This window comes from Lysobacter avium, from assembly GCF_015209745.1.
In the GTDB taxonomy this organism is placed as follows: Bacteria; Pseudomonadota; Gammaproteobacteria; order Xanthomonadales; family Xanthomonadaceae; genus Novilysobacter; species Novilysobacter avium.
Genome location: NZ_CP063657.1, coordinates 863,927 through 887,497, shown reverse-complemented (window position 1 = coordinate 887,497; position 23,571 = coordinate 863,927). Strand labels below are relative to the sequence as shown.

Sequence of the window (23,571 nt, the reverse complement as noted above, 5' to 3'; positions counted from 1 at the left end):
ATGACGTCCCCGCTGCGTATCGCGGTGCTCGCCTCCGGACGCGGCAGCAACCTGCAGGCGATCATGGACGCGATTGCGGCCGGGACGCTGGATGCGCAGATGGTTGGCGTTTTTTCCGACCGCCGCCGCGCTCCGGTCCTGGAGCGCGCAGAACGCGCCGGCGTCCCCGCCGTTTCAGTGCAACGGAAGCGATTTCCGGATCGCCAGGCTTACGAGACCGAACTTTTTTCCCGGATCGACACCACCCGCCCCGACCTGATCGTCTGCGCCGGTTATATGCGCCTGCTCGGCGCCGCAGCGGTCGACGCGCACGCCGGGCGAATCATCAACATCCATCCATCGCTGCTGCCCGCCCACAAGGGCCTGCACACGCATCAGCAGGCGCTCGACGCGCGCGCCTCCGAACACGGCGCCAGCGTGCATTACGTCACCGCCGAGCTGGACGGCGGGCCGGTGATCGCGCACGCCTGCCTGCCGGTCCTGCCCGGCGACGATGCCGAAAGGCTGGCGGCGCGGGTACTGCAGCGTGAACATCCCCTGCTGGTCGCCACCCTGCGGCTGTTCGCCGCCCGGCGGATCGAGCTGCGGGACGAGGCGATCCACATCGACGGCCTCCGGCTCGAGGCGCCGATGAAGCTGGATTCAGACAACAACCTGCATCCTCCGCTGCTGACGACCACTTGAGCCTTCCGCCCACATGCGACCGATCGCCACCATCCTGCACCGCTCCCTGCTGCTTGCCCTGTTACTGCCGGTCGCGGCACTCGCGCAGCAGCAAACCGCCGTGCCCTCCACCACCCCGCCGGCGCCGCTGGCTGGAGCGGAGACCGACACGAGCCCGCACGTGCTGGAACCCTTCCTGGCCACCTACGCGGTGTACAAGGACGGCAAGCTGCTGGGCGAGGCGACCATGCAGCTGGTCCGCCAGAAGGCGCCGCGCTGGCGCACCGACCTGGTCATGCATGGCACGCGTGGCCTGATGGGTTTTGTCGGCCTCAACGCCGAGCAGAGCAGCGTCTTTGACGACCTGGGCGAGGTGTATCGGCCGATTACCCAGGCGACCGTCAACAAGAGCGTATTCACGCGCAAGCAGACCGTCGGCATCTACGATTGGAACTCCCGCGCGGCCAACTGGCAGGGCGATATCAAGGAAAGCCGTCGCCGTCCGGTGCCGCTGCAGGACGGCGACATGACCGGTCTGCTGATCAACCTGGCGGTGATACGTGACGCCGCCCCCGGCAAGACGCTGGATTACCGGTTCGTCGACGATGGCCGCGTGCGTGACCACCGCTACGTCGTTGCCGACGAGCGCGAAAGCATCACCGTCGCCGGCATGCCCTACAACGCGATGAAGGCCACCCGGAGCAAGGACAACGAAGACACGATCATCTGGGTCGTCCGCAACGTACCCAGCCCTATCCGCATGTTGAAACGTGAGAACGGCAAAGACGTGTACGACCTGCGTCTGGTCGAATACAAAGGAGTTGAATAGATGCTTTCCGACCCCCGCATGAAATCCCCCGCTTCCGCGCGGACGCCCCGTTGGCGCATGCTCGGCGCGGCCGCAGCATTGCTGCTGGCCGCCTCCCCGGCATGGGCGATCGAGGCCTTCAGCGCCGACTACCTGGCCAGTTACAAGGGCATGCAGGCGACCGGCAAGATGACCCTGGCCCCGGAGTCCGGCGAGCGCTGGCGCTACACCCTGGCGATCAGCACGCCGCTCGCAAACCTCAACCAGAGCACCGTGTTCGACGAGAACAACGGTACCTGGCGTCCGCTGTCGAGCGAGGACAGCAACCAGGTCCTGGTCAAGCGTTCCTCCAAGACCGCGACGTACGACTGGGGCCAGGGGATCGCTACCTGGTCCGGCGATGTGAAGCCGGAGCGGTCCAAGCCGATCAAGCTGCAGGCTGGCGACATGGACGCGTTGCTGATCAACCTGGCGCTGGTGCGCGACCTCGCCGCGGGCAAACCGCTGAAGTACCGCATGGTCGACGACGGCCGCGTCAAGCAGCTCAGCTACAAGGTCAGTGGCAAGGAAATCATCACCGTCGACGGCAAGCAGGTCGAAGCGACCAAGGTCGTCAATACCGACGGTGACAAGCAGACCATCGCCTGGCTGGTGGAAGGCATGCCGATCCCGGCGCGGATCCTCCAGCGCAAGGGTGGGAAGGACGACATCGACCTGCGGGTGAAGTCGGTCAACTGATCGTCACCTGCTGATCAGGACCCCCTGTAGTTTCAAACAAAGACCCCGCCTTGAGCGGGGTTTTTGCTGATCAGTCACTGATCCGGCGGATCCTGGCACCCAGGCCGGACAGCTTTTCCTCGATGTTTTCGTAGCCGCGATCCAGATGGTAGATGCGATCGATCACGGTCTCACCCTGCGCCACCAGGCCGGCCAGGATCAAGGAGGCCGAAGCGCGCAGGTCGGTCGCCATCACCGGGGCTCCGCTCAGGGTTTCCACGCCCCGCACAACGGCCATGTGTCCGTCCACGCGGATGTCCGCACCGAGGCGGACCAGCTCGTTGACGTGCATGAAGCGGTTCTCGAAGATCGTCTCGTTGATCACGCCAACGCCGTCGGCGATGCAGTTCATGGCCATGAACTGGGCCTGCATGTCGGTGGGAAACGCAGGATGTGGCGCCGTGGTGAGATCGACGGCCCGCGGTCGCCGGCCCTCCATGTCAAGGGTGATGCGGTCGCCGGAGCACTCCACCGTGGCTCCGGCCTCGACCAGCTTGTCGAGCACTGCGTCCATGGTGTCGGGTCGCGCATGATGCGCGGTGATCCGACCCCCCGTCATGGCAGCTGCCACAAGGAAGGTGCCGGTCTCGATGCGGTCGGGCACCACCGAGTGGTTGCCGCCGTGCAGACGCTCCACGCCATGGATGGTGATCCTGCCGGTGGCCTCGCCCTCGATCTGCGCGCCCATCGCGCGCAGGCACTCGGCCAGGTCGACGATCTCCGGTTCCATGGCCGCGTTCTCCAGCACCGTGGTGCCTTCGGCCAGGGTCGCCGCCATCATGACGTTCTCGGTCGCGCCGACGCTGATCATCTCGAACACGTGGCGGGCGCCTTTAAGACGCGTCGCGGTGGCCTTGATGAAGCCGTTCTCGACCGTGATCTGCGCGCCCAGCGCCTGCAGGCCCTTGATGTGCAGATCCACCGGGCGCGAACCGATCGCGCAGCCACCCGGGAGGGACACTTCGGCGTGGCCGTACTTGGCCAGCAGCGGTCCCAGCACCAGCACCGAAGCCCGCATGGTGCGCACCAGCTCGTAGGGCGCGACCTGGCTGTGCACGGTGGTCGGGTCAACGGTGATCCCGTAACGCTCATCGATGCTGATGCCCGCACCGATTTCAGCCAGCAGCTTCACGCTGGTCACCACGTCGTGCAGGTGCGGCACGTTGCTGATCACCACCGGCTCGTCGGCAAGCAGGGTGGCGAACAGAATCGGCAGCACCGCATTCTTGGCCCCGGAAATGCGGACCTCGCCCTGCAGCGGCACTCCGCCCTCGACCACGATTTTCTGCATGCTCATCCCTGCCCGGCTTCGGCAGGCGTCTTGGCGTCAATGCTCAGGGCGTGGATTTCCCGGCCCATCAACTCGCCCAGCGTGGCGTAGACCAGACGATGGCGCGCAAGCGGCAGTTTGCCGGCAAACGCCTCGCAGATGATGGTCGCCTCGAAGTGCACGCCGTCTTCCCCGCGCACATCCGCGCTGGCGCCGGGCAGGCCTTGTTCGATGAGGGTTTTGATGGTGTGGGGGTTCACGTATGGGGTCTCGCAATCGGAGCGGCGAGGCAGGCTCGCCGGAAGGTGAAGCGCGGAGTTCCGCCCGACTCGGGCAAGCGCACGCGCCGCGGTCGGTGATGGTTCAGCGGACGGGATACGCCAGCCCGCAATCTGCGTAAAATCAGCCGATCTAGCCTAGCGGAAAGCCCACTGCTCCGAAATGGCCACATCTCCCGAACTTCCCGAAAACCTGCACGAATTCGACTACGCCGCCAGCGGCCGCCGCGTTTTCGACATCGAAGCCAAGGCCCTGACCGCGGTTGCCACCCGTTTGGACGGCGAGTTCAGTGCGGCCTGCCGCTTGATGCTGGCAGCGCAAGGGCGCGTGGTCTGCACCGGCATGGGCAAATCCGGCCATGTCGCGCGCAAGATCGCCGCCACCCTCGCCTCCACCGGCACACCGGCGTTCTATGTGCATCCCGGCGAGGCCGGCCATGGCGACCTGGGCATGATCACCGACGCCGATGTCGTGCTGGCGCTGTCCTATTCGGGGGAAAGCGACGAAGTCGCCATGCTCCTGCCGGGTCTCAAGCGGCAGGGCAACAAGCTGATCTCGATGACCGGCCGCGCCGGCTCCACCCTGGCGCGCGCCGCTGACGTCCACCTGGACGTGAGCGTGCCGACCGAGGCCTGTCCGCTGCATCTGGCGCCGACCTCCAGCACGACGGCTTCGCTGGCGATGGGCGATGCGCTCGCCGTCGCCCTGCTGGAGGCGCGCGGCTTCACCGCCGACGATTTCGCCCGCTCCCACCCCGCCGGCGCGCTGGGGCGTCGGCTGCTGCTGCACATCGCCGACATCATGCATGTGGGCGCGGACGTCCCACGCGTGGGCGCACAGGCCAGCGTCAGCGAGGCGCTGGTGGAGATGACCCATAAGCGGCTGGGCATGACCGCGATCGTCGACCTGGCCGATGACCGCCTGCTCGGCCTCTACACCGATGGTGACCTGCGCCGGAGCCTGGACGACGATGAGGTCGACCTGCGCACCACGCGCATCGACGAGGTCATGACACGCAATCCGCGCACCATCGACCAGGGCGCACTGGCGGTAGAGGCCGCCCAGTTGATGGAAACCCACAAGATCAGCGGCCTGCTGGTCGTCGACGCGGATGGCCGCCTGGTCGGTGCACTCAACATCCATGACCTGCTGCGGGCTCGGGTCGTATGAGCATGTCCACGCCCCTGGTTCACACCGCGACCGGCACCGCCGTTGTGGAACGCGCGCGACGCGTGCAGCTGGCCTGTTTCGACATCGACGGCACGCTGACCGACGGCCGGCTGCGGTTCGACAGCGAGGGCCGAGAAACCAAGGCCTTCCACGTCCATGACGGCCTGGGCCTGGTGATGCTGCGCAAGGTCGGGATCGAGGTCGCCTTCATTACCGCCCGCGCCAGCACCATCGTGGAGCGCCGTGGCGCCGAGCTCGGGCTGAGCGAAGTCCACACCGCAGTCAGCGACAAACTCGCCACGGTGCGCGCGATTGCCACGCGCCTGGGCATCGGCCTGGACGCGGTGTCCTTCATGGGTGATGACCTCCCTGACCTGGGCGCCATGCAGCAGGTCGGATTTGCCGTGGCACCGGCCAGCGCCCACGTCTGGATCCGCGAACGCGCCCACTGGATTACAACGGCTCGCGCCGGCGAGGGAGCCGGACGGGAGTTGTGCGACCTGTTGTTGCACGCCCACGGCAAGGTCGACGCGTTGATCAACGCCGCGGCGCTTGAACAGGCCGATCGGACCGCACGCATAACGGGGCACAACGCATGAACTGGCGCATCCCCGTGGGCATTGTGCTGTTGCTGGGAGCGGTCGCCAGTGGTTGGGCGTTGCTGACCCGCATGACCACCGGTCCGGAACTGCGGCAGGAAATCGGCGGCCGGCCGGACTATCTGCTCAACGACTTCGAGCTGGTCGTGCTGGACGCGACGGGCAAGGAATCCTTCACCCTGCGCGCCCCGCGGCTCGCGCGTGACCCGGTGCTGGAAACCATGGACGTGACCACGCCCCGCTTCCTGATTCCGCCCAGGCAGGACAACGCCGACGCGTGGGAAGTGACGTCCAAGACCGGCTGGATCAGCGCCGACGGCGATGAGCTGCGCCTGCGCGGCGATGTCAATGCGGTCAGCGACGGACGCCACTCCGACAAGGTCAACATCGACACCCAGGAGCTGAACGTATTCCCGGATGCGGACCGCATCGATTCGCCGGTGCAGGTCACCATCAACCGGCCGGGCTCTATACTCCGCGGCAACGGGCTGGACGTGAATCTGGCCACCAAGCAGTACACGCTCCAATCGGAGGTTGAATCCAGCTATGCCCGCTAACCACACCAAGGCGCTCGTCGGCCTGCTCATCATCCTTGTTGCCGCCGCCACCCCGATGGCCATGGCGAAGAAATCCGATCGAAACCAACCGATGGACGTGAGCGCCGGCAAACAGGAAGGCAGCCTGGATGACAGCACGCCGACGGTCCTTTCCGGCGGTGTGGTGATCGACCAGGGCACCCTGCACGCCGAAGCCGTCCGGGCGGAGATCCGCGCGCGCGGCGGCGACATCGCCCAGGTCGTGCTGACCGGCTCGCCGGCCACGCTTTCCCAGCAGATGGACGACGGCAGCCGCATGAACGCCGTCGCGAGCAAGATCGACTACAACGTCACCACCGACACCGTCGTGTTCACCGGCAAGGTCAACATCAAGCAGCCGCGCGGCACCTTGAGCGGCGAACGCGTGGTCTACAACATGACCACCGGTCAGGTGACCAGCGGCGGTGAAGGCAACGGCCGCGTCAACATGCGGATCATGCCGCGCAACGCCGCCCCTGCCGAAAAGAACAAAGCCTCCGGCGAAGCGGAGACCGATTGATGCTGGTTGCCAAGGGCCTGCGCAAGTCCTACGGCTCGCGTGAGGTCGTCAGCGATTTCGGCCTGACGCTCGACGCCGGGGAAGTGGTCGGCCTGCTCGGGCCGAATGGCGCGGGCAAGACCACCTGCTTCTATATGATCGTCGGCCTGGTGCCGGCCGATGCCGGGCAGATCCTGCTCGACGGCAAGGACATCACCGGCGAGCCGATGCATGCCCGGGCCAAATACGGCATGGGCTACCTGCCCCAGGAGCCGTCGGTATTCCGCAAGCTCACCGTGGCCGACAACCTGCGCGTCGCGCTGGAGCTGCGCGAGGATCTGGACAAGGCCGGCCGCGAGCGCGAACTCGCCTCGCTGATGGAGGAGCTGCAGGTCAACCACGTCGCCAACCAGCTGGGCGCCAGCCTCTCGGGCGGTGAACGCCGCCGGGTCGAGATTGCACGCGCCCTGGCCGGCAATCCGCGACTGATGCTGCTCGACGAGCCGTTTGCCGGCGTCGACCCGATCTCCGTGGCGGACATCCAGCGCATCGTGCGCCATCTCAAGAATCGCGGCATCGGCGTGTTGATCACCGACCACAACGTGCGCGAAACCCTGGGCATCTGCGACCGCGCGTATATCCTCAACGCAGGCAGCGTGCTCGCGCAGGGGGCGCCGGACACGCTGCTCGCCAACCCGGACGTGCGCCGGGTCTATCTGGGCGACACCTTCCGCCTGTAGCGTTGCATCACACATCGAAGCCGACCATTGCGGGCATGATGTAAGGCCGCCGCGCGGAACCGTGTCTGCGCCGCAACCATACGGTGACCATGAAGCCCCAACTGCAGACATCACTCGGCCAGAGCCTTGTCATGACACCCCAGCTGCAGCAGGCCATCCGGCTGCTGCAGATGTCTTCGGCTGAACTCGAGGCGGAACTGGCGGCTGCGGTCGAGTCCAACCCGCTGCTGGACTGGACCGAACACACCACGGATGCCGCGATCCCGGATCCGGCCGGCGGTGACGATGCATCTGGCGACAAGGCAGCGGTCCACGAAAACGACACCCCGGCGCCCCCCGAGGCGGATTGGGGCCCCGACGACGGCGAGGTCTGGTATCAGCGCGTCGGCCCGGCCGATCCCGACAGCGAGCGTGACCCGGCCGAGCAGGTGGCCGAGTCGGAAAGCCTGCAGGATTACCTGTTGTGGCAGCTGCACCTGAGCCACCTGTCACCGCGCGACCGCCAGATCGCGGTGGTGCTGATCGAGTCCATGGACGAGGCCGGGTATTTCCGGGAATCGCCGGAGTCGGTCGCTGCGACCCTTGCGCCCGAGTTGATCGTAGACGAGGAAGAAGTCCTCACGGTGCTGCACCAGATCCAGCGTTTCGACCCGATCGGCGTCGGTGCACGCGACCTCGCCGAATGCCTCAGCCTGCAACTGCGGCAGCTCGACGAATGCATCCCGGGGCGCGAGCTGGCCCTCACCCTGGTGCGCGATCACCTCGAGCGGCTGCCGCGGATGGGCGCTGCGGGTCTGGCGACCGAGATGAAGCTGGCCGTGAGCGAGGTGGAAACGGCCGTCGATTTGCTGCGTTCGCTGGAGCCGCGTCCGGGCGCGGGGATCGGCGATATCGCCGAGGACACCTACGTCGCTCCCGACGTCGTGATCTGGCGCCAGCACGGCATGTGGCGGGTGGCCCTTTCCGAGAGCATGCGGCCACGCATCGGCATCCATCGCGGCTACGAGAACATGATCCGCCACGCCGACTCCGCCGACGCCAACTACCTCAAGGGGCACCTTCAGGAAGCGCGCTGGTTGCTCAAGAGCCTGGAGGCACGCGGGGTGACGATGCTGAAAGTCGCCCGCTGCCTGATCAGCCAGCAGGCCGGCTTCCTGGAGTTCGGCAACGCGGCGCTGCGTCCGCTGACATTGCGTGAGGTGGCAGCCGAGATCGGCATGCACGAATCGACGGTGTCGCGCGCCATCGCGCGCAAGTACGCCCGCACACCACGCGGCACCATCCCGCTGCGCGCGTTCTTTGCCTCCGGCATTGACACCGGCAGCGGTGGCGAGGCGTCGAGCATCGCCATCCAGTCGATGATCCGCGAGTTGATCCAGGCCGAGAACCCGCGCAAGCCGCTGTCGGATGCGCGCCTGGCCGAAACGCTCAAGGCCGCCGGCATCCCGGTTGCCCGCCGCACCGTAGCCAAGTACCGCGAGGCGATGGGGATCGTGTCCTCCCAGGACCGGGTGCGCATGGCCTGAACGGGCGGATTCACGGAGCCCGGGCTGGGCTATGCTGGTCTCCCGTCGCCAGGTAAAGGAGTCTTTCCATGCGGATTGAAATCTACGGCCAGCAGCTTGACGTCACCCCCGCCCTGCGCGAATACGTGGAGACCAAGTTCGGCCGCCTGCAGCGACATTTCGAGCAGCCCTTCGAGGTGCGCGTGCAGCTGGGACTGGACAAGCCTGACCATCGCGCCGAGGCGAACATCGTCTGTGCCGGCCGCACGCTCCACGCCGATGCGGCAGCACCCGACATGTACTCGGCGATCGACCTGCTCGTGGATAAACTCGACCGCCTGCTGCTCAAGCACAAGGGCAAGCAGGTCGACCAGTCGCGCCGCGCCGAAAGCCTCTCCCGAATCGGTGAAACCGGTTAGCCAAGATGCCCCTGATTGATCTTTTGAGCGCCGGACGCGTCGCCATCGTGTCCGGCAGCCGGGACCGTGCCGCGGTGATCGAGACCGCGGCGCGCCTGCTGGCCACGCCAGCGAGCGATGACGCGACGCCCGAGGGCGTGGCCACCCCCGCTTCCGAGCTGATCGGTGACAGCCTGCACGCGCGCGAACAGCTGGCCAGCACCGCCATCGGCCACGGCGTCGCCATCCCGCACGGCCGCCTGGATTCCATCGACGACAGCCGTGGCGCCTTCCTTCGCCTGGCCGAGCCGGTCGACTTCGGTGCCGCCGACGGCATCCCGGTCGACCTGGTCATGGCCATGGTGGTACCGCTGCACTCGAACATGAAGCACCTGGAACAGCTGGCGGAGCTTGCCGAATACTTCTCCGATCCCGCGTTTCGGCTGCGCCTGCGCGAGGCGGGCGATACCCTCGAGCTGACCCGCTGCCTGCTGGCCGCCCCCGCCTGCCCCAGCGTCGCCTGACATGCCGATGTCCAGTGCCCGCATCAGCGCCGAGGATCTGTTTGAACGGCAGCGCGAACGGCTTCAATTGCGCTGGTACGCCGGCCAGGCCGGGCGGGGACGCGTGCTCGAGGCGGTCGATACCCTGGACCGGCGCCCCTCGCTGGCCGGTTACCTCAACGCCATCTATCCCAACAAGGTGCAGATCCTGGGCGCCGAGGAACTGGCCTGGCTGGACTCGCTGGACTCACGCCACCGCTGGGAGACCATCGAGAGGATCATCCAGTTCCGTCCGCTGGCGATGGTCATCAGCAAGGCGCAGGACTGCCCGGCCGACCTGCTGGAGGCGGCCGAGGAATCGATGACGCCGTTGTGGGGATCTCCGCTGCGCGGCCATGAGCTGCTCAACCACCTGCAGTACCAACTGGCGCGCACGCTCGCGCCGCGGGTCACCCTGCATGGCGTGTTCATGGAGATCTATTCGATCGGTGTGCTGATCACGGGGGATTCGGGTGTTGGTAAAAGCGAACTCGCGCTGGAGCTGATCACCCGCGGCCACCGGCTGGTTGCGGACGATGCGCCCGAGTTCACCCAGATCGCGCCTGATGTGCTGGACGGGACCTGTCCGGAGCTGCTGCAGGACCTGCTGGAGGTGCGCGGCCTGGGCGTGTTGAACATCCGCCAGATGTTCGGCGACACCGCGGTCAAGAGCAACAAGTACCTGCGCCTGATCACCCACCTGACCCAGCCCGGCGACGTCCCCGCCGACTCCGGCGGCCTTGAACGATTGATCGGTGACAATTCGGCGCGCCGCGTGCTCGATCTCGACGTGCCGATGACGACCCTGCCGGTCATGCCCGGGCGCAACCTGGCCGTCCTCGCCGAAGCGGCGGCCCGCCTGCACAGCCTGCGCATGAAAGGCATGGACCCCGCCGCGGCGTTCATCGCCCGCCACAGCAACTTCCTGGAACGCGGTACCCCCTGAGCCCATGGACAAGACGGAAAACGACCTCCCCACGCCCCCCACCGATGAGAAACCGCTCGCTGAAGCGGCGCTGGTGATCGTCAGTGGCATGTCCGGCTCGGGCAAATCCGTAGCCCTGAAGACTTTCGAGGATCTGGGCTACTACTGCGTCGACAACCTCCCGGCCGAGCTGCTGCCGGCATTTGTCCGCGCCGCCACCGCCAACCTGGCCGAAACGGAGACCGCAAAACTGGCCGTCGGCATCGACGTACGCACCAGTCACCGCGACCTGGCCAGCATCCCGGGATGGCTCGCCGAGCTGGGCAAGCTGGGCATGGACCCGCGGGTGATTTTCCTGGAGACCCGTGACGACATCCTGATCAAGCGCTACGCCGACACCCGCCGCCGCCACCCGCTCAGCCACCTGGGCCTGGCGCTGGCGGATGCGATCGCGCTGGAGCGCCAGGTGCTGCGTCCGCTGCGCCAGCTGGCCGATTCCCAGCTGGATACCAGCGATCTCAACGTCCACCAGATGCGGCGGCACATCATCACCCGCTTCGCGCTGGGTGACACCAGCACTGTCTCGCTGCTGTTCGAGTCCTTCGCCTACCGCCACGGCGTGCCGGCGGATGCCGACTTCGTGTTCGATGCGCGCTGCCTGCCCAATCCGCATTGGGATCCCGGCCTGCGACCGCTGTCGGGAAGGGATGCTCCGGTGGCGGAGTTCTTTGCCAACCAGCCGCTGGTGAACGAGTTCGCCGACCAGGTCGGCGCACTGCTGGAAACCTGGCTGCCGCGCCTGCACACCGACACCAGCCGCAGCTACATCACCGTCGCCTTTGGTTGCACCGGCGGCCGCCACCGCTCGGTGTATCTGGCCGAGCGCATGGCCCGTGCCGCGCGCGAGCAGGGCTGGGACGAAGTCGCCGTGCACCACCGCGAACTGGACTAGAGCGCCGCGCCGCTACATTGCAACGACGCCGGCTACCGGCAGCGCACCGCCGTCTGTTAACTTTGTCGCATGTCTGTCGGTATTCTCCTGCTCACCCACGAAGGTATCGGCAGCACCATTCTTGCGGTCGCGTCGGGCCTGCTCAATCCACTCCCGTTGCGGGTGGAAGCGCTGGAGGTCGGCTTCGACAGTGACCCCGATGCGATGTTGCCAAAGGCCAGTGCGGCGATGCGCCGCGTGGACGATGGTGATGGCGTATTGGTGCTGACCGATATGTACGGTGCGACGCCGAGCAACCTGGCGGCTGCGCTGGCGCACCTGGGCACGCGGGTCCACCGCGTCTCCGGGCTCAGCCTGCCGATGCTGCTGCGCGTGTTGAACTACGCCGAGCTGGGGCTGGATGAACTGCCAGCGGTCGCCGCCGCTGGCGCGCGCAACGGCGTGCGTCAGGACGACTGGTGACCAGCGCCACCCGCAGCGGCTCCTCTTGATGACGGTTTCCGGAACACTGCCATGATCGAACGCGATTTGACCGTCTCCAACCGCCTGGGCCTGCATGCGCGCGCGACCGCCAAGCTGGTCCAGCTGCTGTCGGGCTACCAGTCCAATGCCACCCTGATCGCCAAGGGCCGCGAGGTGAATGCGAAGAGCATCATGGGCGTCATGCTGCTGGCCGCCGGCCAGGGCACCCAGGTGCGCCTGCGGGTGGAAGGCGAGGACGAATCCAATGTCGCCGACGCGGTGGCCGCGCTGTTCGACCGCCGCTTCGACGAGGACCAGTAAGCCGGCATGCGGCAGGAACTGTCCGGACTGGCAGCATCGCGGGGCAGCGCCCTTGGACGTGCCCGCGTGCGCCTGCCACACGTGGTCGATGTGGTCGCCGAGTACATCGACCCGGCGGATGTGGATGCGGAGCTGGCGCGCCTGCACGACGCCATCGACCGGGTCCGCACCGAGATGCACGCCATGCGCGACCGCCTCCAGGGCGCACTGGCGCATGAGGTCGGCGAGTTCCTCGACCTGCATGCGCTGCTTCTGGACGACCCGGAGTTGCTGCACGGCCTGGACGAGCTGATCCGCACCGACCACAGCAGCGCCGACTACGCCCTGCGCCAGCAACGAGACCGTATCGCGGCCGTGTTCGCGCGGATGGACGACGACTACTTCCGCAGCCGCATGGATGACATCGACCAGGTCATCGCGCGCGTACACGCGAGCCTGCATCGCCGCCTGAACGACACCGCCGGGGTCGCCGGGGAAATCCTGGTGACCGACAACGTCGCCCCGGCCGAGCTGGCCCAGCTGCAGCAGCAGGGGGTGGTCGCCATCGTGACGTCCTCCGGCAGCGCGCTCTCGCACAGTGCGATCCTTGCCCGCAGCCTGCACCTGCCGATGGTGGTGGGCGTGCCGGGGCTGTTGCAGCGGGTCAACGACGGCGATGCGCTGATCGTGGACGGCAGCGCCGGCACCGTGGTGATCGAACCGCGCGCCCCGGACCTGCGCAACCACCGGGCCCAACTGCGCGCGCAATCACGCGACCAGCGCGCGCTCAACCGCCTGCGCAGCGAGCCCAACCGCAGCCGCGACGATGTCAGCATCGAGGTGCACGCCAACGCCGAATCGCGCGAGGACGTCGCCGAGGCCCACGCCCTGGGCGCAACCGGGATCGGCCTGTACCGCACAGAGTTCCTCTTTCTGCGCAGCAACGACCTGCCCGACGAACAGGAGCAGTTCCACGCCTACCGGGATGTCGTGCTGGGCATGAGCGGTCGCCCGGTCACGATCCGCACCCTGGACCTGGGCGCGGACAAGGCCGACCGCACGGGCCTGGCGCTGCGCGATGAGCCCAACCCGGCGATGGGCGTGCGCGGCATCCGCCTGTCGCTGGCCCGCACCGGGCTGCTGGAGACGCAACTGCGCGCCATCCTGCGCGCCTCCGGTTACGGACCGGTCCGCATCCTGCTGCCGATGGTGACCATGCGCGAGGAAGTGCGCACCGTGCGCGCGGAGCTGGACCGCATCGCCGCCGAGCTGCGCGGCGAGGGCCACGAGATCGCCCCGCGTGTGGCCCTGGGCACGATGATCGAGGTGCCCGCCGCGGCGATCGCCCTGTCGGGCTTCATCAGCGACATCGATTTCGTCGCGATCGGCACCAACGACCTGATCCAGTACCTGCTCGCCGCCGACCGCAACAACGATGCGCTCGGCGAGCTGCATACCCTGCTCCACCCCGCCGTCCTGCGGGTGATGCGCGACGTGTTGCTGTTGGCAAAAAAGCACGCGATCCCGGCGTCGGTGTGCGGCGAGATCGCCGGCGATGCGCGTTTCAGTCCGCTGTTGCTGGCGCTGGGGCTGGAGCAGTTCAGCGTGCACCCCAGCAGCCTGCTGGAAGTGCGCCGCACGATCCGCTCCTGCGATGTGCACGCGCTGCGGGCCCGCGCACCGGCCCTGATGCGGGCACGCGACCGCGCCCAGATCGAGCACTGGATGGAGCGCCAGCTCGCCAGCTAGGCCGGTACCCGGGCGGGTCAGTTCTTGGGTCGGCGAGGGTCAGTCGCCGACAGTCTCCAAGGCCGGCGCGGTGCAGTTGCCCGGCCCGGCCTTCACCGCCGCCAACACCATCTCGGTATCGCGGTCGATCATGACGAACAGCGTGCCGTCGCGGACCCAGTCCCCGGTCTCTTCGCTGCCGGTGGACTCGTTGCTGCGGGCGAAAACCCCCGCGCGGTCGTCGCCCACCTGCACCTCGATCTTGGACGACATCGACGGCGGAACGTCCCAACTGACCTTGGCCCGGTAAGCCCCGTCAGCCTTGCACCCGGTACCCACCTGATTCACGGTGAACTCCACGCCCGGCTCGAAGAAGGGCAGCTGCTCCGGCGTGGGCGGCGCGCTGCAGGCAGCCAGCGCAAGCGCCAATGCCAGTGAGGTCGCAGCAGGAACGAATCGTAAGGCCATGTCGTACGTCCGATGTTGAATGCGGCATACCAATACCATGAAGCACCCGCGGCTGTGCAGCGCCGGCCGCAGCGCGGATAATCGCACCACGACCGACAACACTGATCGCATCCATCTCGGATGCGGCTTCCGAACAAGGAGCACGCATGGCCGAGACCGTCCGCCAGGACAAGACGTCGCATCAGTTGCGCCTGCTCGCCGACGCGCTCGACAGCGGCCGGCTGGGTCCGATCCGGCGTCTGGTCAACACGCTCTCGCCCGCGGAAATCGGCAACCTGCTCGAGTCGCTCCCTTTGGACGAGCGCGTCGTGGTCTGGGGCCTGGTCGATCCCGAAGATGACGGTGAGGTACTGCTGCACGTCGGTGACGAGGTCCGTGAAAGCCTGCTGGCGGACATGGACGCGGATGAAATCGTCGCGGCGGTCGAGGACCTGGACATCGACGACCTGGCCGATCTGGTCGGTGACCTGCCGGCCACCGTTCTGGATGAAGTCCTCAAGTCGATGGACCGCGAGCACCGCGAGCGCCTGGAGCAGGCACTCTCCTACCCCGAAGGCACCGCCGGGCGACTGATGAACCCCGACGTGGTCACCGTGCGTGCCGACGCCACCGTGGACGTGGTGCTGCGCTTCCTGCGCCTGCGCGGCGAGCTGCCCGAACACACCGACTACCTTTACGTGGTCAGCCGGCGCCACCAGTACCGCGGCCGCCTCGGACTGGCGACCCTGCTGACGCACGACCCTTCAACGCCCATCAACCGGCTGCTGGATTCGGAACAGCCGGCGTTCGACGTGGAGGACTCCAGCGACGAGGTCGCGCGCCAGTTCTCCGACCACGACTGGCTCAGCGCGCCGGTGGTCGACAACAACCACACCCTGCTGGGACGGATCACGATCGACGACGTGGTCGACATCATCCGCGACCGCGCCGAACACCAGGCGCTCAGCGCCGCCGGCCTGGCCGAGGACGAGGACATGTTCAGCCCGGCGCGGCGCGCGTTCCGCCGCCGGCTGGTGTGGCTGGGCGTGAACCTGTGCACCGCATTCCTGGCGGCGGGCGTCATCGGCCAGTTCGAGGGCTCCATCGACAAGATCGTGGCGCTGGCGATCCTGATGCCGATCGTCGCGGGCATGGGAGGCAATGCCGGCACCCAGGTACTCGCGCTGATGATCCGGGCGCTGGCGCTGGACCAGATCGGCTCGTCCAACATCGGCGCACTGCTGCGCAAGGAGCTGCGCGTGGCGCTGATCAACGGCGTTTGCCTGGGCATTGGCCTGGGGCTGATCGTGCTGCTGTGGTTCCACGACCCGCTGCTGTCGGCGGTGATCGGTACCGCGCTGACCATCAACCTGCTCACCGCCGCCGCCGGCGGCGTGATGGTGCCGGTGACACTCAAGCGCATGGGCTTTGACCCCGCGCTGGCCGGTGGCGTCGTGCTGACCACCATCACCGACGTGATGGGTTTCCTGAGCTTCCTGGGCCTGGCCACGCTGGTGTTGCTGCGTTGAGGACGGACAGCGCGGACGCCGCTGCTAAGCTGCCTTCGAATTCCGGTGGGAGCTGTTGACCATGTTTTCGCGCCTGCAGTGGCTCGTCCTCCAGCTCTCCCGCCAAATGTGGCTGCGGGCCACGGCGTTCTCCCTGCTGGGGGTCGTAACCGCGCTGGCGGCGATCGTGCTCAAGCGTTTCATCCCGCCGGAGGTGACAACCCAGATCGGCGCGACCGCCGTCGGCAGCCTGCTCAACATCATCGCCAGCAGCATGCTGGCGGTGACGATTTTCTCATTGAGCACGATGGTCGCGGCGTTCGCGTCCTCGACCAACAACGTCACCCCACGCGCCACGCGGTTGCTGAGCGCGGATGCAACGGCGCAGAACGCGCTGGCGACCTTCGTGGGCTCGTTCCTTTTCAGCGTGGTCGGCATCATTGGGCTGCACACCGGCCTGTACGGCGACAGCGGACGGGTGATCCTGTACGCGGTGACGCTCGGCGTGCTGGTGATCATCGTGATCACCCTGCTGCGCTGGATCGACTACGTGCTCGAACTCGGCCGGGTGGGCCCCACCAGCGAGCGGGTGGAAAAGGAAGCCACCAAGTCCATACGCGCCCGCTACAAGCTGCCCTACCTGGGCGGCGCGCCGCTCCACGAGCACAGCGATGCAACCGACAAGCCGGGAATGCCGCTGACCGCGCGCAAGATCGGCTACGTCCAGTACATCGACATGGGCGCCCTGCAGGAACTTGCCGAAGAATCGGACCTGCACGTGGTGGTCCACCTGCTGCCCGGTGAACTCGCCGGACCGGGCCGGCCCGTCGCATCGGTCACCGGCACCCACGATGAAGAGACAATGCGCAAGCTGGCCAGGGCGTTCAACATCTCCTCGGAGCGATCTTTCGACCAGGATCCGCGGCTGGGGCTGTGCGTCATGGCGGAAATCGCCTCGCGCGCGCTGTCCGCCGCCGTCAATGACCCCGGCACCGCCATCGAGATCCTCAGCCGCGGCGCGCGCGTCCTCGCCCAATGGTCCTCGCCGTACTCCGACGAACTGGACGAGGACGAAGAAGTCCGGTTTCCCCGCATCCGCGTGCCGGGAGTGAAGCTGGACGAACTGTTCGATGACTTCTTCGTGGCCATCGCCCGCGACGGCGCCGCCACCGTGGAGGTGGCGATCCAGTTGCAGAAGGTGCTGCACATGCTGGCCACGGTGGACCAGCCGCGCTACCGGCAAGCGGCGTTGCAACAGTCACGCAGCGCCCTGGCGCGCTGCGAAAACGCGCTCAGCCTGCCTGACGACATCCAGCGCGTGCGCGCCGCCGCCGCGCGGGTTGCGCAGGCGGCGGGCGGCGTGTCGGCGATCAGCTGAGCGGCATCAATTCTCGACGTCGAACTTGCCGTCCACGTCGTAGATCTCTTGCGTGTGGTCGATGTTGAGCCGCTGCAACTTCCCGCTGAAGTGTCCCGCAGCGCGTTTCCCATCCTCGAAGGTCTCCATCACGATGCGCATCGGCTGCTTCTCGCCCTTGGAGGAGAACGCCATCGACGGACCCTGCTGGCGCTCGGTGGCGGCATCGGTATCAAAGTTGAAGGTGGCCTCCGTCACGCCGCTGGCCTCGGTGGACTCGCCTACGCCTGCCGGCTGCGTGCCGAGGATCGCCCCGGTCAGCACGTGCTTGCCATCCGTCGAGCGCAGCCGCTCGTTGGGGGACACGGTGAGGCTGAACATGCTGTCGGACAGATAGGTGCGCAGCTCCCGGCTATCGGCGGGGACCTCGAACGTCGCCGGTTCTGCAAACGCCGGTCCACTGATGGTGAAGCTGAGCCCGTCCACCGACTTGGCGGCCGCCGGTGCGCGGTCGCTCGCGCTCCCCTCCGCAGACGGCGCACCGGACTCCGCGCAGGCAGACAACAGCCCGAAGCAGAGCAAGATCCCCAACTTCCCCAGGACATTCTTCATCGATCCGTGCATTTCGGCTCTCCGTGTGTGGTTCCGGTCGTCGCGATCGACGCCGCTGCTGACTTGCAGTGCCCGCAGCATAGCCGCAGGCGGTCGGCATTACCCCGCCGGAGGCCCCTTGAGCTCGACCCGATTGCCTTCAGGATCAAACAGGTACTGCGACGGCCCCTGCCCCAACGCGCCGTAGCGCGACCCGAACTCGCCCACCTCGGCGCCGTGCGCGCGCAGATGCCCCTCGATGGCCGCGCGGTCAAACGGCAGCACCTGCAAGCACAGATGGTCCATGTTGTGGCCCTCCTCGCCCGGCGCCGCACCGCCCTCGCGACCCAGCTCGCCGGCCACATCGACCAGGTCGATCAACGAGTCCCCGGCGCGTAACTGCAGCAGCCCGATGTCGTCCTGCCGCCGCTCGACCGAGCAGCCGAGCACGTCGCAATAGAACGCCTGCATCGCGGCCATGTCGCGCACGCGCAGGACGACGTGGTCGAGGCGCTGGAGGGTGAAGGGGATGCGCATGAGCCGCGCCGATGAGGTTAGAGAGGGAGCCTAGCGCACCACATGCACTGAGCGGCTAATAGCCCAACGCCCTTGTAGGGATGGGGTTAGCATTGGGATTAGCCGAGGAACCCTATATGACCCAGGACATCGAAACGCTGAGGAACGCCCTGCGCGAATTCGCAGAAGCGCGCGATTGGAAGCAATTTCACTCCCCCAAGAATCTCGCAATGGCGTTGTCCGTCGAAGCTGCCGAACTGCTGGAGCATTTCCAATGGCTCACCGACGAACAGAGTCGATCTTTATCCAGCAAAAAGCACGAACAAGTAAGCGACGAGATAGCCGACGTTTTTATCTACGTTTTACAGTTGGCGGACAAGTTAAGTGTTGATCCGGTCGCGGCTGCTTGGCGCAAGATGAAAAAAAACGGAGAGAAATACCCAGTAGATCTAGCGAAAGGGCAAAGTACAAAGTACACCGATCTACCTTCGCCGCGGCCAGGAGATCGGAAGCCTTGATCATCTACCAAGGTACCAAAACACGCTTCCTGCACGACACGGACAACAGGGACATCGAGGATGTGGTGTCCAGTGCGTATCTGGCCGCTACCGGAAAATATGTTCCCCACGCTGAGATTCGATCCTGGCGCGAATCTCTGGGACAGATGGCAAAGGTGCTTCGCGACAAGGACATGCCCGATGATATGGGTGTCGGTATCGAATACGGGATTCCGCAAACATCCAAGAGGATAGATTTTATTCTCTCTGGCCGCGGCTCGGACAACCGACCACGCCTGATTGTAGTGGAACTAAAGCAGTGGTCCTCGTCTAAACTCACTGACAAGGACGGCATAATTATAGCCCACAGGGGAGGCGCGCATGAGCGCGAAGGAGCTCATCCCTGCTACCAAGCCTGGTCTTACGCGGCGCTACTCGAAGGGTTTAACGAGGCGGTATACGATGGTGACGTCACACTCAAACCTTGCGCATATCTTCACAACTACAATGACGATGGAATAATAAGCAACCAACACTACGCAGCATACATTGAAAAAGCACCGCTGTTCTTACGCGGAGATGACGAACGCGAGCGCCTTAGGGACTTCATAAAAAGCCAAGTGAAACACGGGGACAAGGCAGAGCTACTCTACAAAATAGAAAACGGTCGTATCCGCCCATCGAAAATGCTTTCCGACAGCTTGGCCAAAATGCTCAAGGGCAACCGAGAGTTCGTTTTGATAGATGAGCAGAAGGTGGTTTACGAAACGGCACTCGTTCTGGCCCGGGCTGCACGCGTTGACAAAAAGCTGGTCGCTATCATCAAAGGGGGACCGGGCACCGGGAAGTCTGTCGTCGCGATCAACTTGATTGTGGCATTAACCCAGCTTGGGCTTCTTACTAAGTATGTGTCCAAAAACTCTGCCCCTCGAAGCGTGTACAAGCAGCGACTCACGGGGAGCTTCACCCAGGTAGAGATATCCAGCCTTTTCAGCGGCTCAGGCGCGTTTACCACAACCGAGCCAAATATATTTGACGCCCTGATCGTAGACGAGGCCCATCGACTTAACAAACATTCCGGACTCTACGGGAATCTTGGTGAGAACCAAATAAAGGAGATAATCAATAGCGCCAAGTGCACCATCCTGTTCGTTGATGACGACCAGATCGTAACAATCAACGACATCGGACACTCGAGCGAACTGGAGCGATGGGCGATCGAGCTAGGAGCACAGGTCACGCACCTTGAGCTTGCTTCACAATTTAGGTGCAATGGGTCGGATGGCTATCTCGCTTGGCTTGATAACTTGCTAGGCATCCGCGAGACAGCCAACGAGGACTTCGATCCCGACGCGTTTGACTTCCGTGTGATCGACTCACCAACCGAACTCCACAGGCAAATATCGAAGAAGAACCAAGCTAACAACAAGTCACGCGTGGTAGCTGGCTATTGCTGGGACTGGCCGAGCAAAAAATCCCCGACGCCTTTGACATTGTGATTCCTGAGCACTCCTATGAAAAGCAATGGAATTTGAATAAAGATGGAAGCCTGTGGCTGATTGCGGCGAACTCAATTAACGAAGTTGGCTGCATACACACTTGTCAAGGATTAGAACTCGACTACGTGGGCGTTATTGTTGGCCCCGACCTACTCGCTCGGGGCGGCACCTTGGTAACCGCGCCCGAAAATAGATCTAGTCGAGACCGTTCGATACGCGGCTACAAAAAGCAAATGAAGGTCGACCCGGCCGCAACCCGCGAGCGGGTCGATCGCATAATTCGAAATACGTATCGGACCCTTATGACGCGTGGAATGAAGGGTTGTTACGTCTACTGTGTCGACCCGGAGATGCAGGCGTTTTTGAAAGATCGAACTGGCAGCGCTTTGGCCAGGTAAAGCGCGTGCGCGTAAGGGCGCTCAACGGTTGCTTAGCTCGCCCTGCATTTTTCCAGGCTCACCTTCATGTGTACTGACCCGCCACAGTGTTGTAGTCCTACATTTACTTGCGGCACCTGCTTAGCTTCTCATCCACCTAGGTCGGTCCGCATCCGCCACACTTCCCACACCCCAGCCGCCGGCCTCGCCGGCACGCACGACTCACGCCACAGGGAATGCGGCGGGGCGGTGTTGGTGGGCTTGCAGGCGCGCATGGCGTGCCGGCCCCGGCGCCTCACTGGAATGCAAAGGAGTTGCAATGAGCCAGAACCTGATCAACCTCACCCTGTCCGACGCCCAGCTGGATGCCGTGGACCAGGCCTTGACCGAGCTGGAGACCCAGCTGGTTGCGTTGGTGGCGATGAACGCCGCCCAGCGCCGCAAGCTGGCGCGCATGGGCGACAAGTCCGAGACGTTCTGCCGGCAGACCTTGAACGTGCTCAGCCAGAACCCGCAGGTGGTGCCGCCAAGCCTGAAGCTCGCCGAGGCGCTGGAAGACCTGGCCGCGCTGGACCGGCTGCGTCCGCGGATGCAGCGCTTGCAGCGTCTGGCCGAGCGCGGCGCGGACAGTGAGACGGCGCTGGGCAGCGACATCATGCGGTGTGCGCTGGACGGTTACGCGCTGCTGAAGGTGGCTGGCCGCAATCAGGGGCTGGAAGGGCTGCGCAAGGAGCTGGGCGCGCGCTTCGCCAAAAACAGCCGCTCGACAGAGGAAAAGCCTGAGATGGCGTAAGGCAGCGATGTGTGAAAAGGCCGCCTTCGGGCGGCCTTTTTTGTGCGCCGGGAAAAGTGGTGCCGGTGCCGAAAATTTCGCCATCGTTGGCACTTCCGGTGGCGCACGCGCCGTGTGGAACGGCAGTCGAGGACCAAGACGGTACAGCGACGCCGCTTTTTGCGGCACCCGCGCCCCTTGGGGCGCCGACGTCGGGACTTTGAGCCGTACCGCACGGGCACACCACGGCAGTGATGCCGCTTTCCGCGGCAGGATTCGTGCTTATGGCGCCGCCTGCGCCGGTCAAACCTCCGACAACGGCGGTTTGGCCGCCGGCACAGCCGCTGGGAGTCACTTGCATCGCGCTCAAGCGCTCATCGGCGGTCGCGCCCTGCATTCCTGGGCCTCCTACTGTCCCGGACACGACAAGGCCGCCCGCGGGCGGCCCTGTCCAAAGTTAACGATCCGCGTCTTTAAGAACGCGACCGCATTACTCGCGCATCTTGACCGGTACTCCGGGCTTCACCACGTCAGCCAGCGCGGCGACGCTCCAGTTGGTCATGCGGATGCAGCCGTTGGATTCGGTCTTGCCGATCTTGGCCGGGTTGGGCGTGCCGTGGATGCCGTAGTGCTCCTTGCTCAGGTCGATCCAGGTGGTACCGACCGGGTTGTTGGGGCCCGGCGGGATCTCGGCTTTCTTGTCGGAGGCCTTGGTGCCCGCGATCAGCTTCGGATCGAAGTACCACACGGGGTCACGGGCGACGCCGTTGATCTTCCAGTCGCCGATCGGCAACGGGAACTGCGCGCTGCCGGTGGTCACCGGGTAATGCCCGATCACCTTGCCCGACTCGTCCATCAGCAGCAGGGCGGAGTCGGACTTGTCGATCACCACCTTGGCCGGGGTCGGCAGGCGGGTAGCGGCCTGGATGTTGGGTACGGTGATGGTCTCGCCAGAGGCGAACTTCACACCGGGGTTGAGCTTGGCCAGCAGCGCCGGGCTGGAGTGGAACTGCTCGGCCACCTTCTCCTCCACCGACTCGTAGGGCAGCGCGTCCACCTTGGCCATGGCGGCGTGCCCGCTAGGGGTCGCGGCAAACGGGCCGGCCACGTCGTCGGCGGTGAGGGTGTATTCGATCAGGATGGGCGCGTCATCCTCGTCCAGAAGCTCCCACGTGGCGGCGTCCATCGTGCCGGTCGGCTTGATGTCATTCGCACGCTGGAATGCGTCCACCGCGCGGCCCATGTTGCTGCCCACGGCACCGTCGATCTCGCCGGGCGAGAAGAACGCCCGCTCCAGCAGCACCTGCGCGCGCAGCGTGCTGTCCTTGGCCAGCTCCGCATCGGCCGGCGCGGCAGTCACCGGCGGCAGCGGCTCAGGCTCGGCCTTCTTGTCGGCGGGCAGTGTCTCGGAGGATTTCTCGTCATCCGGCGGCGGCACCCGATCATCCGGTGCGATCGGCGCGACCGGCTTCGGGTTGGCGGGGTCGGCGTCCTGGACGCCCGTCATATCGGAATTGCCGGCGGTGCCGGCGGTGGCCGGGTCCTGGACGGTGGCGGCGTTGGGAGAAACGCTTGCGTCAAGCTCCGCCGCCGGAATCGATGACTGGCTGCAGGCCGCCGACATCGCGACGGGCAACAACGCGACCATCAGGGCGCGGGCAAGGGTCTTGGAGTGCAAGGACTGGGTCATGGGGATGCCGGACTCGTTGGGGATGCTGTGCAGCAACCTAAAGCGTCGGGCGTGAATGCAATCTCTTGATGGGCGCTGGAACTGAACAAAGCCGTTACCGCCGAGCCCACTCACGCGCCGGCAGC

28 protein-coding genes are annotated in these 23,571 nt (G+C 65.6%); 22 read left to right on the top strand and 6 right to left on the bottom strand.

Going from position 1 to position 23,571, the window contains the following annotated elements:
- The 3 genes from purN to INQ42_RS04010 are packed head-to-tail and all read left to right on the top strand — an operon-like array spanning position 1 to position 2,209.
- The gene (gene purN, locus INQ42_RS04020) at positions 1-684 is read left to right on the top strand and encodes a phosphoribosylglycinamide formyltransferase (protein ID WP_194035251.1); all 684 of its coding nucleotides are present in this window, start codon (positions 1-3) and stop codon (positions 682-684) included.
- A 13-nt stretch (positions 685-697) separates the two neighbouring features.
- Positions 698-1,492 carry a DUF3108 domain-containing protein gene (locus INQ42_RS04015; protein ID WP_194035250.1) on the top strand — a complete coding sequence of 265 codons (795 nt, stop codon included), beginning with the start codon at positions 698-700 and terminating at the stop codon, positions 1,490-1,492.
- A gap of 57 nt (positions 1,493-1,549) precedes the next feature.
- Complete coding sequence (locus INQ42_RS04010) at positions 1,550-2,209, top strand: DUF3108 domain-containing protein (protein WP_194035740.1); 660 nt, start codon at positions 1,550-1,552, stop codon at positions 2,207-2,209.
- A 70-nt stretch (positions 2,210-2,279) separates the two neighbouring features.
- On the opposite strand, the gene murA is transcribed toward INQ42_RS04010, so the two are convergent.
- Entirely contained in the window at positions 2,280-3,539 is a 1,260-nt protein-coding gene (gene murA / locus INQ42_RS04005; RefSeq protein ID WP_194035739.1) for a UDP-N-acetylglucosamine 1-carboxyvinyltransferase, read from the bottom strand.
- A gap of 2 nt (positions 3,540-3,541) precedes the next feature.
- The gene (locus INQ42_RS04000) at positions 3,542-3,778 is read right to left on the bottom strand and encodes a BolA family protein (protein WP_194035249.1); all 237 of its coding nucleotides are present in this window, start codon (positions 3,776-3,778) and stop codon (positions 3,542-3,544) included.
- A 181-nt stretch (positions 3,779-3,959) separates the two neighbouring features.
- On the opposite strand from INQ42_RS04000, the gene INQ42_RS03995 reads away from it, so the two are divergent.
- The 13 genes from INQ42_RS03995 to ptsP all read left to right on the top strand — a co-directional run bounded on the left by INQ42_RS03995 (position 3,960) and on the right by ptsP (position 14,213).
- On the top strand, positions 3,960-4,967 hold the full coding sequence (locus tag INQ42_RS03995) for a KpsF/GutQ family sugar-phosphate isomerase (protein WP_194035248.1): 1,008 nt from the start codon (positions 3,960-3,962) through the stop codon (positions 4,965-4,967).
- Positions 4,968-4,969: 2 nt separating this feature from the next.
- Positions 4,970-5,566, top strand: a complete 597-nt coding sequence (locus tag INQ42_RS03990; protein ID WP_194035247.1) for a KdsC family phosphatase — start codon at positions 4,970-4,972, stop codon at positions 5,564-5,566.
- Positions 5,563-6,123: an LPS export ABC transporter periplasmic protein LptC gene (lptC, locus tag INQ42_RS03985; RefSeq protein ID WP_194035246.1), complete on the top strand. Its 561-nt coding sequence runs from the start codon at positions 5,563-5,565 to the stop codon at positions 6,121-6,123. Before INQ42_RS03990 ends, lptC begins: the two co-directional genes overlap by 4 nt.
- On the top strand, positions 6,113-6,661 hold the full coding sequence (gene lptA / locus INQ42_RS03980) for a lipopolysaccharide transport periplasmic protein LptA (RefSeq protein WP_194035245.1): 549 nt from the start codon (positions 6,113-6,115) through the stop codon (positions 6,659-6,661). The genes lptC and lptA overlap by 11 nt, the downstream gene beginning before the upstream one ends.
- On the top strand, positions 6,661-7,380 hold the full coding sequence (gene lptB, locus INQ42_RS03975) for an LPS export ABC transporter ATP-binding protein (RefSeq protein ID WP_194035244.1): 720 nt from the start codon (positions 6,661-6,663) through the stop codon (positions 7,378-7,380). Before lptA ends, lptB begins: the two co-directional genes overlap by 1 nt.
- A gap of 89 nt (positions 7,381-7,469) precedes the next feature.
- Positions 7,470-8,906 (top strand): RNA polymerase factor sigma-54, encoded by a 1,437-nt coding sequence (locus INQ42_RS03970; RefSeq protein ID WP_194035243.1) that lies wholly within the window; start codon positions 7,470-7,472, stop codon positions 8,904-8,906.
- A gap of 68 nt (positions 8,907-8,974) precedes the next feature.
- Entirely contained in the window at positions 8,975-9,304 is a 330-nt protein-coding gene (gene hpf / locus INQ42_RS03965) for a ribosome hibernation-promoting factor, HPF/YfiA family (protein WP_194035242.1), read from the top strand.
- Between the two features lie 5 nt (positions 9,305-9,309).
- The gene (locus INQ42_RS03960) at positions 9,310-9,807 is read left to right on the top strand and encodes a PTS sugar transporter subunit IIA (protein ID WP_194035241.1); all 498 of its coding nucleotides are present in this window, start codon (positions 9,310-9,312) and stop codon (positions 9,805-9,807) included.
- Positions 9,808-9,814: 7 nt separating this feature from the next.
- Positions 9,815-10,771 carry an HPr(Ser) kinase/phosphatase gene (gene hprK, locus INQ42_RS03955; RefSeq protein ID WP_194035738.1) on the top strand — a complete coding sequence of 319 codons (957 nt, stop codon included), beginning with the start codon at positions 9,815-9,817 and terminating at the stop codon, positions 10,769-10,771.
- A gap of 88 nt (positions 10,772-10,859) precedes the next feature.
- Complete coding sequence (gene rapZ / locus INQ42_RS03950; protein ID WP_248285396.1) at positions 10,860-11,702, top strand: RNase adapter RapZ; 843 nt, start codon at positions 10,860-10,862, stop codon at positions 11,700-11,702.
- A gap of 69 nt (positions 11,703-11,771) precedes the next feature.
- The gene (locus tag INQ42_RS03945) at positions 11,772-12,164 is read left to right on the top strand and encodes a PTS sugar transporter subunit IIA (RefSeq protein ID WP_194035239.1); all 393 of its coding nucleotides are present in this window, start codon (positions 11,772-11,774) and stop codon (positions 12,162-12,164) included.
- A 51-nt stretch (positions 12,165-12,215) separates the two neighbouring features.
- Positions 12,216-12,485 carry an HPr family phosphocarrier protein gene (locus INQ42_RS03940; RefSeq protein ID WP_194035238.1) on the top strand — a complete coding sequence of 90 codons (270 nt, stop codon included), beginning with the start codon at positions 12,216-12,218 and terminating at the stop codon, positions 12,483-12,485.
- Positions 12,486-12,491: 6 nt separating this feature from the next.
- Positions 12,492-14,213 (top strand): phosphoenolpyruvate--protein phosphotransferase, encoded by a 1,722-nt coding sequence (ptsP, locus tag INQ42_RS03935; protein WP_194035237.1) that lies wholly within the window; start codon positions 12,492-12,494, stop codon positions 14,211-14,213.
- Positions 14,214-14,252: 39 nt separating this feature from the next.
- Here ptsP and INQ42_RS03930 read toward each other — a convergent pair whose 3' ends face one another.
- Positions 14,253-14,660, bottom strand: coding sequence for a hypothetical protein (locus INQ42_RS03930; RefSeq protein ID WP_194035236.1), 408 nt, complete (start codon positions 14,658-14,660; stop codon positions 14,253-14,255).
- Between the two features lie 146 nt (positions 14,661-14,806).
- Between INQ42_RS03930 and mgtE the strand changes: the two genes are divergently transcribed.
- Together mgtE and INQ42_RS03920 are read left to right on the top strand one after the other, a co-directional pair.
- On the top strand, positions 14,807-16,168 hold the full coding sequence (gene mgtE / locus INQ42_RS03925) for a magnesium transporter (protein ID WP_194035235.1): 1,362 nt from the start codon (positions 14,807-14,809) through the stop codon (positions 16,166-16,168).
- Positions 16,169-16,229: 61 nt separating this feature from the next.
- Positions 16,230-17,525 (top strand): DUF2254 domain-containing protein, encoded by a 1,296-nt coding sequence (locus INQ42_RS03920; RefSeq protein ID WP_194035234.1) that lies wholly within the window; start codon positions 16,230-16,232, stop codon positions 17,523-17,525.
- Positions 17,526-17,531: 6 nt separating this feature from the next.
- Here the strand turns inward: INQ42_RS03920 and INQ42_RS03915 are convergent, their stop codons facing one another.
- Together INQ42_RS03915 and INQ42_RS03910 are read right to left on the bottom strand one after the other, a co-directional pair.
- The gene (locus INQ42_RS03915) at positions 17,532-18,128 is read right to left on the bottom strand and encodes a hypothetical protein (protein ID WP_194035233.1); all 597 of its coding nucleotides are present in this window, start codon (positions 18,126-18,128) and stop codon (positions 17,532-17,534) included.
- 87 nt (positions 18,129-18,215) lie between these two features.
- Positions 18,216-18,632 (bottom strand): VOC family protein, encoded by a 417-nt coding sequence (locus INQ42_RS03910; protein WP_194035232.1) that lies wholly within the window; start codon positions 18,630-18,632, stop codon positions 18,216-18,218.
- Between the two features lie 116 nt (positions 18,633-18,748).
- Between INQ42_RS03910 and INQ42_RS03905 the strand changes: the two genes are divergently transcribed.
- The 4 genes from INQ42_RS03905 (at position 18,749) to INQ42_RS03895 (ending at position 21,777) form a co-directional block, all read left to right on the top strand.
- Entirely contained in the window at positions 18,749-19,129 is a 381-nt protein-coding gene (locus INQ42_RS03905; RefSeq protein ID WP_194035231.1) for a nucleotide pyrophosphohydrolase, read from the top strand.
- Positions 19,126-20,607: a DNA/RNA helicase domain-containing protein gene (locus INQ42_RS12995; protein ID WP_282435697.1), complete on the top strand. Its 1,482-nt coding sequence runs from the start codon at positions 19,126-19,128 to the stop codon at positions 20,605-20,607. Before INQ42_RS03905 ends, INQ42_RS12995 begins: the two co-directional genes overlap by 4 nt.
- Complete coding sequence (locus INQ42_RS13085) at positions 20,559-21,005, top strand: DNA/RNA helicase domain-containing protein (RefSeq protein WP_282435696.1); 447 nt, start codon at positions 20,559-20,561, stop codon at positions 21,003-21,005. Before INQ42_RS12995 ends, INQ42_RS13085 begins: the two co-directional genes overlap by 49 nt.
- 298 nt (positions 21,006-21,303) lie before the next feature.
- Positions 21,304-21,777, top strand: a complete 474-nt coding sequence (locus INQ42_RS03895) for a hypothetical protein (RefSeq protein ID WP_194035230.1) — start codon at positions 21,304-21,306, stop codon at positions 21,775-21,777.
- A gap of 469 nt (positions 21,778-22,246) precedes the next feature.
- Here INQ42_RS03895 and INQ42_RS03890 read toward each other — a convergent pair whose 3' ends face one another.
- The gene (locus INQ42_RS03890) at positions 22,247-23,158 is read right to left on the bottom strand and encodes a L,D-transpeptidase family protein (RefSeq protein WP_407070798.1); all 912 of its coding nucleotides are present in this window, start codon (positions 23,156-23,158) and stop codon (positions 22,247-22,249) included.
- Positions 23,159-23,571: the final 413 nt, after the last annotated feature.

Bases quoted from the DNA above. Each gene is read 5' to 3' on its own strand.
- purN (WP_194035251.1), top strand. From the start codon at position 1: ATGACGTCCCCGCTGCGTATCGCGGTGCTCGCCTCCGGACGCGGCAGC.
- INQ42_RS04015 (WP_194035250.1), top strand. From the start codon at position 698: ATGCGACCGATCGCCACCATCCTGCACCGCTCCCTGCTGCTTGCCCTG.
- INQ42_RS04010 (WP_194035740.1), top strand. From the start codon at position 1,550: ATGCTCGGCGCGGCCGCAGCATTGCTGCTGGCCGCCTCCCCGGCATGG.
- murA (WP_194035739.1), bottom strand. From the start codon at position 3,539: ATGCAGAAAATCGTGGTCGAGGGCGGAGTGCCGCTGCAGGGCGAGGTC.
- INQ42_RS03995 (WP_194035248.1), top strand. From the start codon at position 3,960: ATGGCCACATCTCCCGAACTTCCCGAAAACCTGCACGAATTCGACTAC.
- INQ42_RS03990 (WP_194035247.1), top strand. From the start codon at position 4,970: ATGTCCACGCCCCTGGTTCACACCGCGACCGGCACCGCCGTTGTGGAA.
- lptC (WP_194035246.1), top strand. From the start codon at position 5,563: ATGAACTGGCGCATCCCCGTGGGCATTGTGCTGTTGCTGGGAGCGGTC.
- lptA (WP_194035245.1), top strand. From the start codon at position 6,113: ATGCCCGCTAACCACACCAAGGCGCTCGTCGGCCTGCTCATCATCCTT.
- lptB (WP_194035244.1), top strand. From the start codon at position 6,661: ATGCTGGTTGCCAAGGGCCTGCGCAAGTCCTACGGCTCGCGTGAGGTC.
- INQ42_RS03970 (WP_194035243.1), top strand. From the start codon at position 7,470: ATGAAGCCCCAACTGCAGACATCACTCGGCCAGAGCCTTGTCATGACA.
- hpf (WP_194035242.1), top strand. From the start codon at position 8,975: ATGCGGATTGAAATCTACGGCCAGCAGCTTGACGTCACCCCCGCCCTG.
- INQ42_RS03960 (WP_194035241.1), top strand. From the start codon at position 9,310: ATGCCCCTGATTGATCTTTTGAGCGCCGGACGCGTCGCCATCGTGTCC.
- hprK (WP_194035738.1), top strand. From the start codon at position 9,815: ATGTCCAGTGCCCGCATCAGCGCCGAGGATCTGTTTGAACGGCAGCGC.
- rapZ (WP_248285396.1), top strand. From the start codon at position 10,860: ATGTCCGGCTCGGGCAAATCCGTAGCCCTGAAGACTTTCGAGGATCTG.
- INQ42_RS03945 (WP_194035239.1), top strand. From the start codon at position 11,772: ATGTCTGTCGGTATTCTCCTGCTCACCCACGAAGGTATCGGCAGCACC.
- INQ42_RS03940 (WP_194035238.1), top strand. From the start codon at position 12,216: ATGATCGAACGCGATTTGACCGTCTCCAACCGCCTGGGCCTGCATGCG.
- ptsP (WP_194035237.1), top strand. From the start codon at position 12,492: ATGCGGCAGGAACTGTCCGGACTGGCAGCATCGCGGGGCAGCGCCCTT.
- INQ42_RS03930 (WP_194035236.1), bottom strand. From the start codon at position 14,660: ATGGCCTTACGATTCGTTCCTGCTGCGACCTCACTGGCATTGGCGCTT.
- mgtE (WP_194035235.1), top strand. From the start codon at position 14,807: ATGGCCGAGACCGTCCGCCAGGACAAGACGTCGCATCAGTTGCGCCTG.
- INQ42_RS03920 (WP_194035234.1), top strand. From the start codon at position 16,230: ATGTTTTCGCGCCTGCAGTGGCTCGTCCTCCAGCTCTCCCGCCAAATG.
- INQ42_RS03915 (WP_194035233.1), bottom strand. From the start codon at position 18,128: ATGCACGGATCGATGAAGAATGTCCTGGGGAAGTTGGGGATCTTGCTC.
- INQ42_RS03910 (WP_194035232.1), bottom strand. From the start codon at position 18,632: ATGCGCATCCCCTTCACCCTCCAGCGCCTCGACCACGTCGTCCTGCGC.
- INQ42_RS03905 (WP_194035231.1), top strand. From the start codon at position 18,749: ATGACCCAGGACATCGAAACGCTGAGGAACGCCCTGCGCGAATTCGCA.
- INQ42_RS03895 (WP_194035230.1), top strand. From the start codon at position 21,304: ATGAGCCAGAACCTGATCAACCTCACCCTGTCCGACGCCCAGCTGGAT.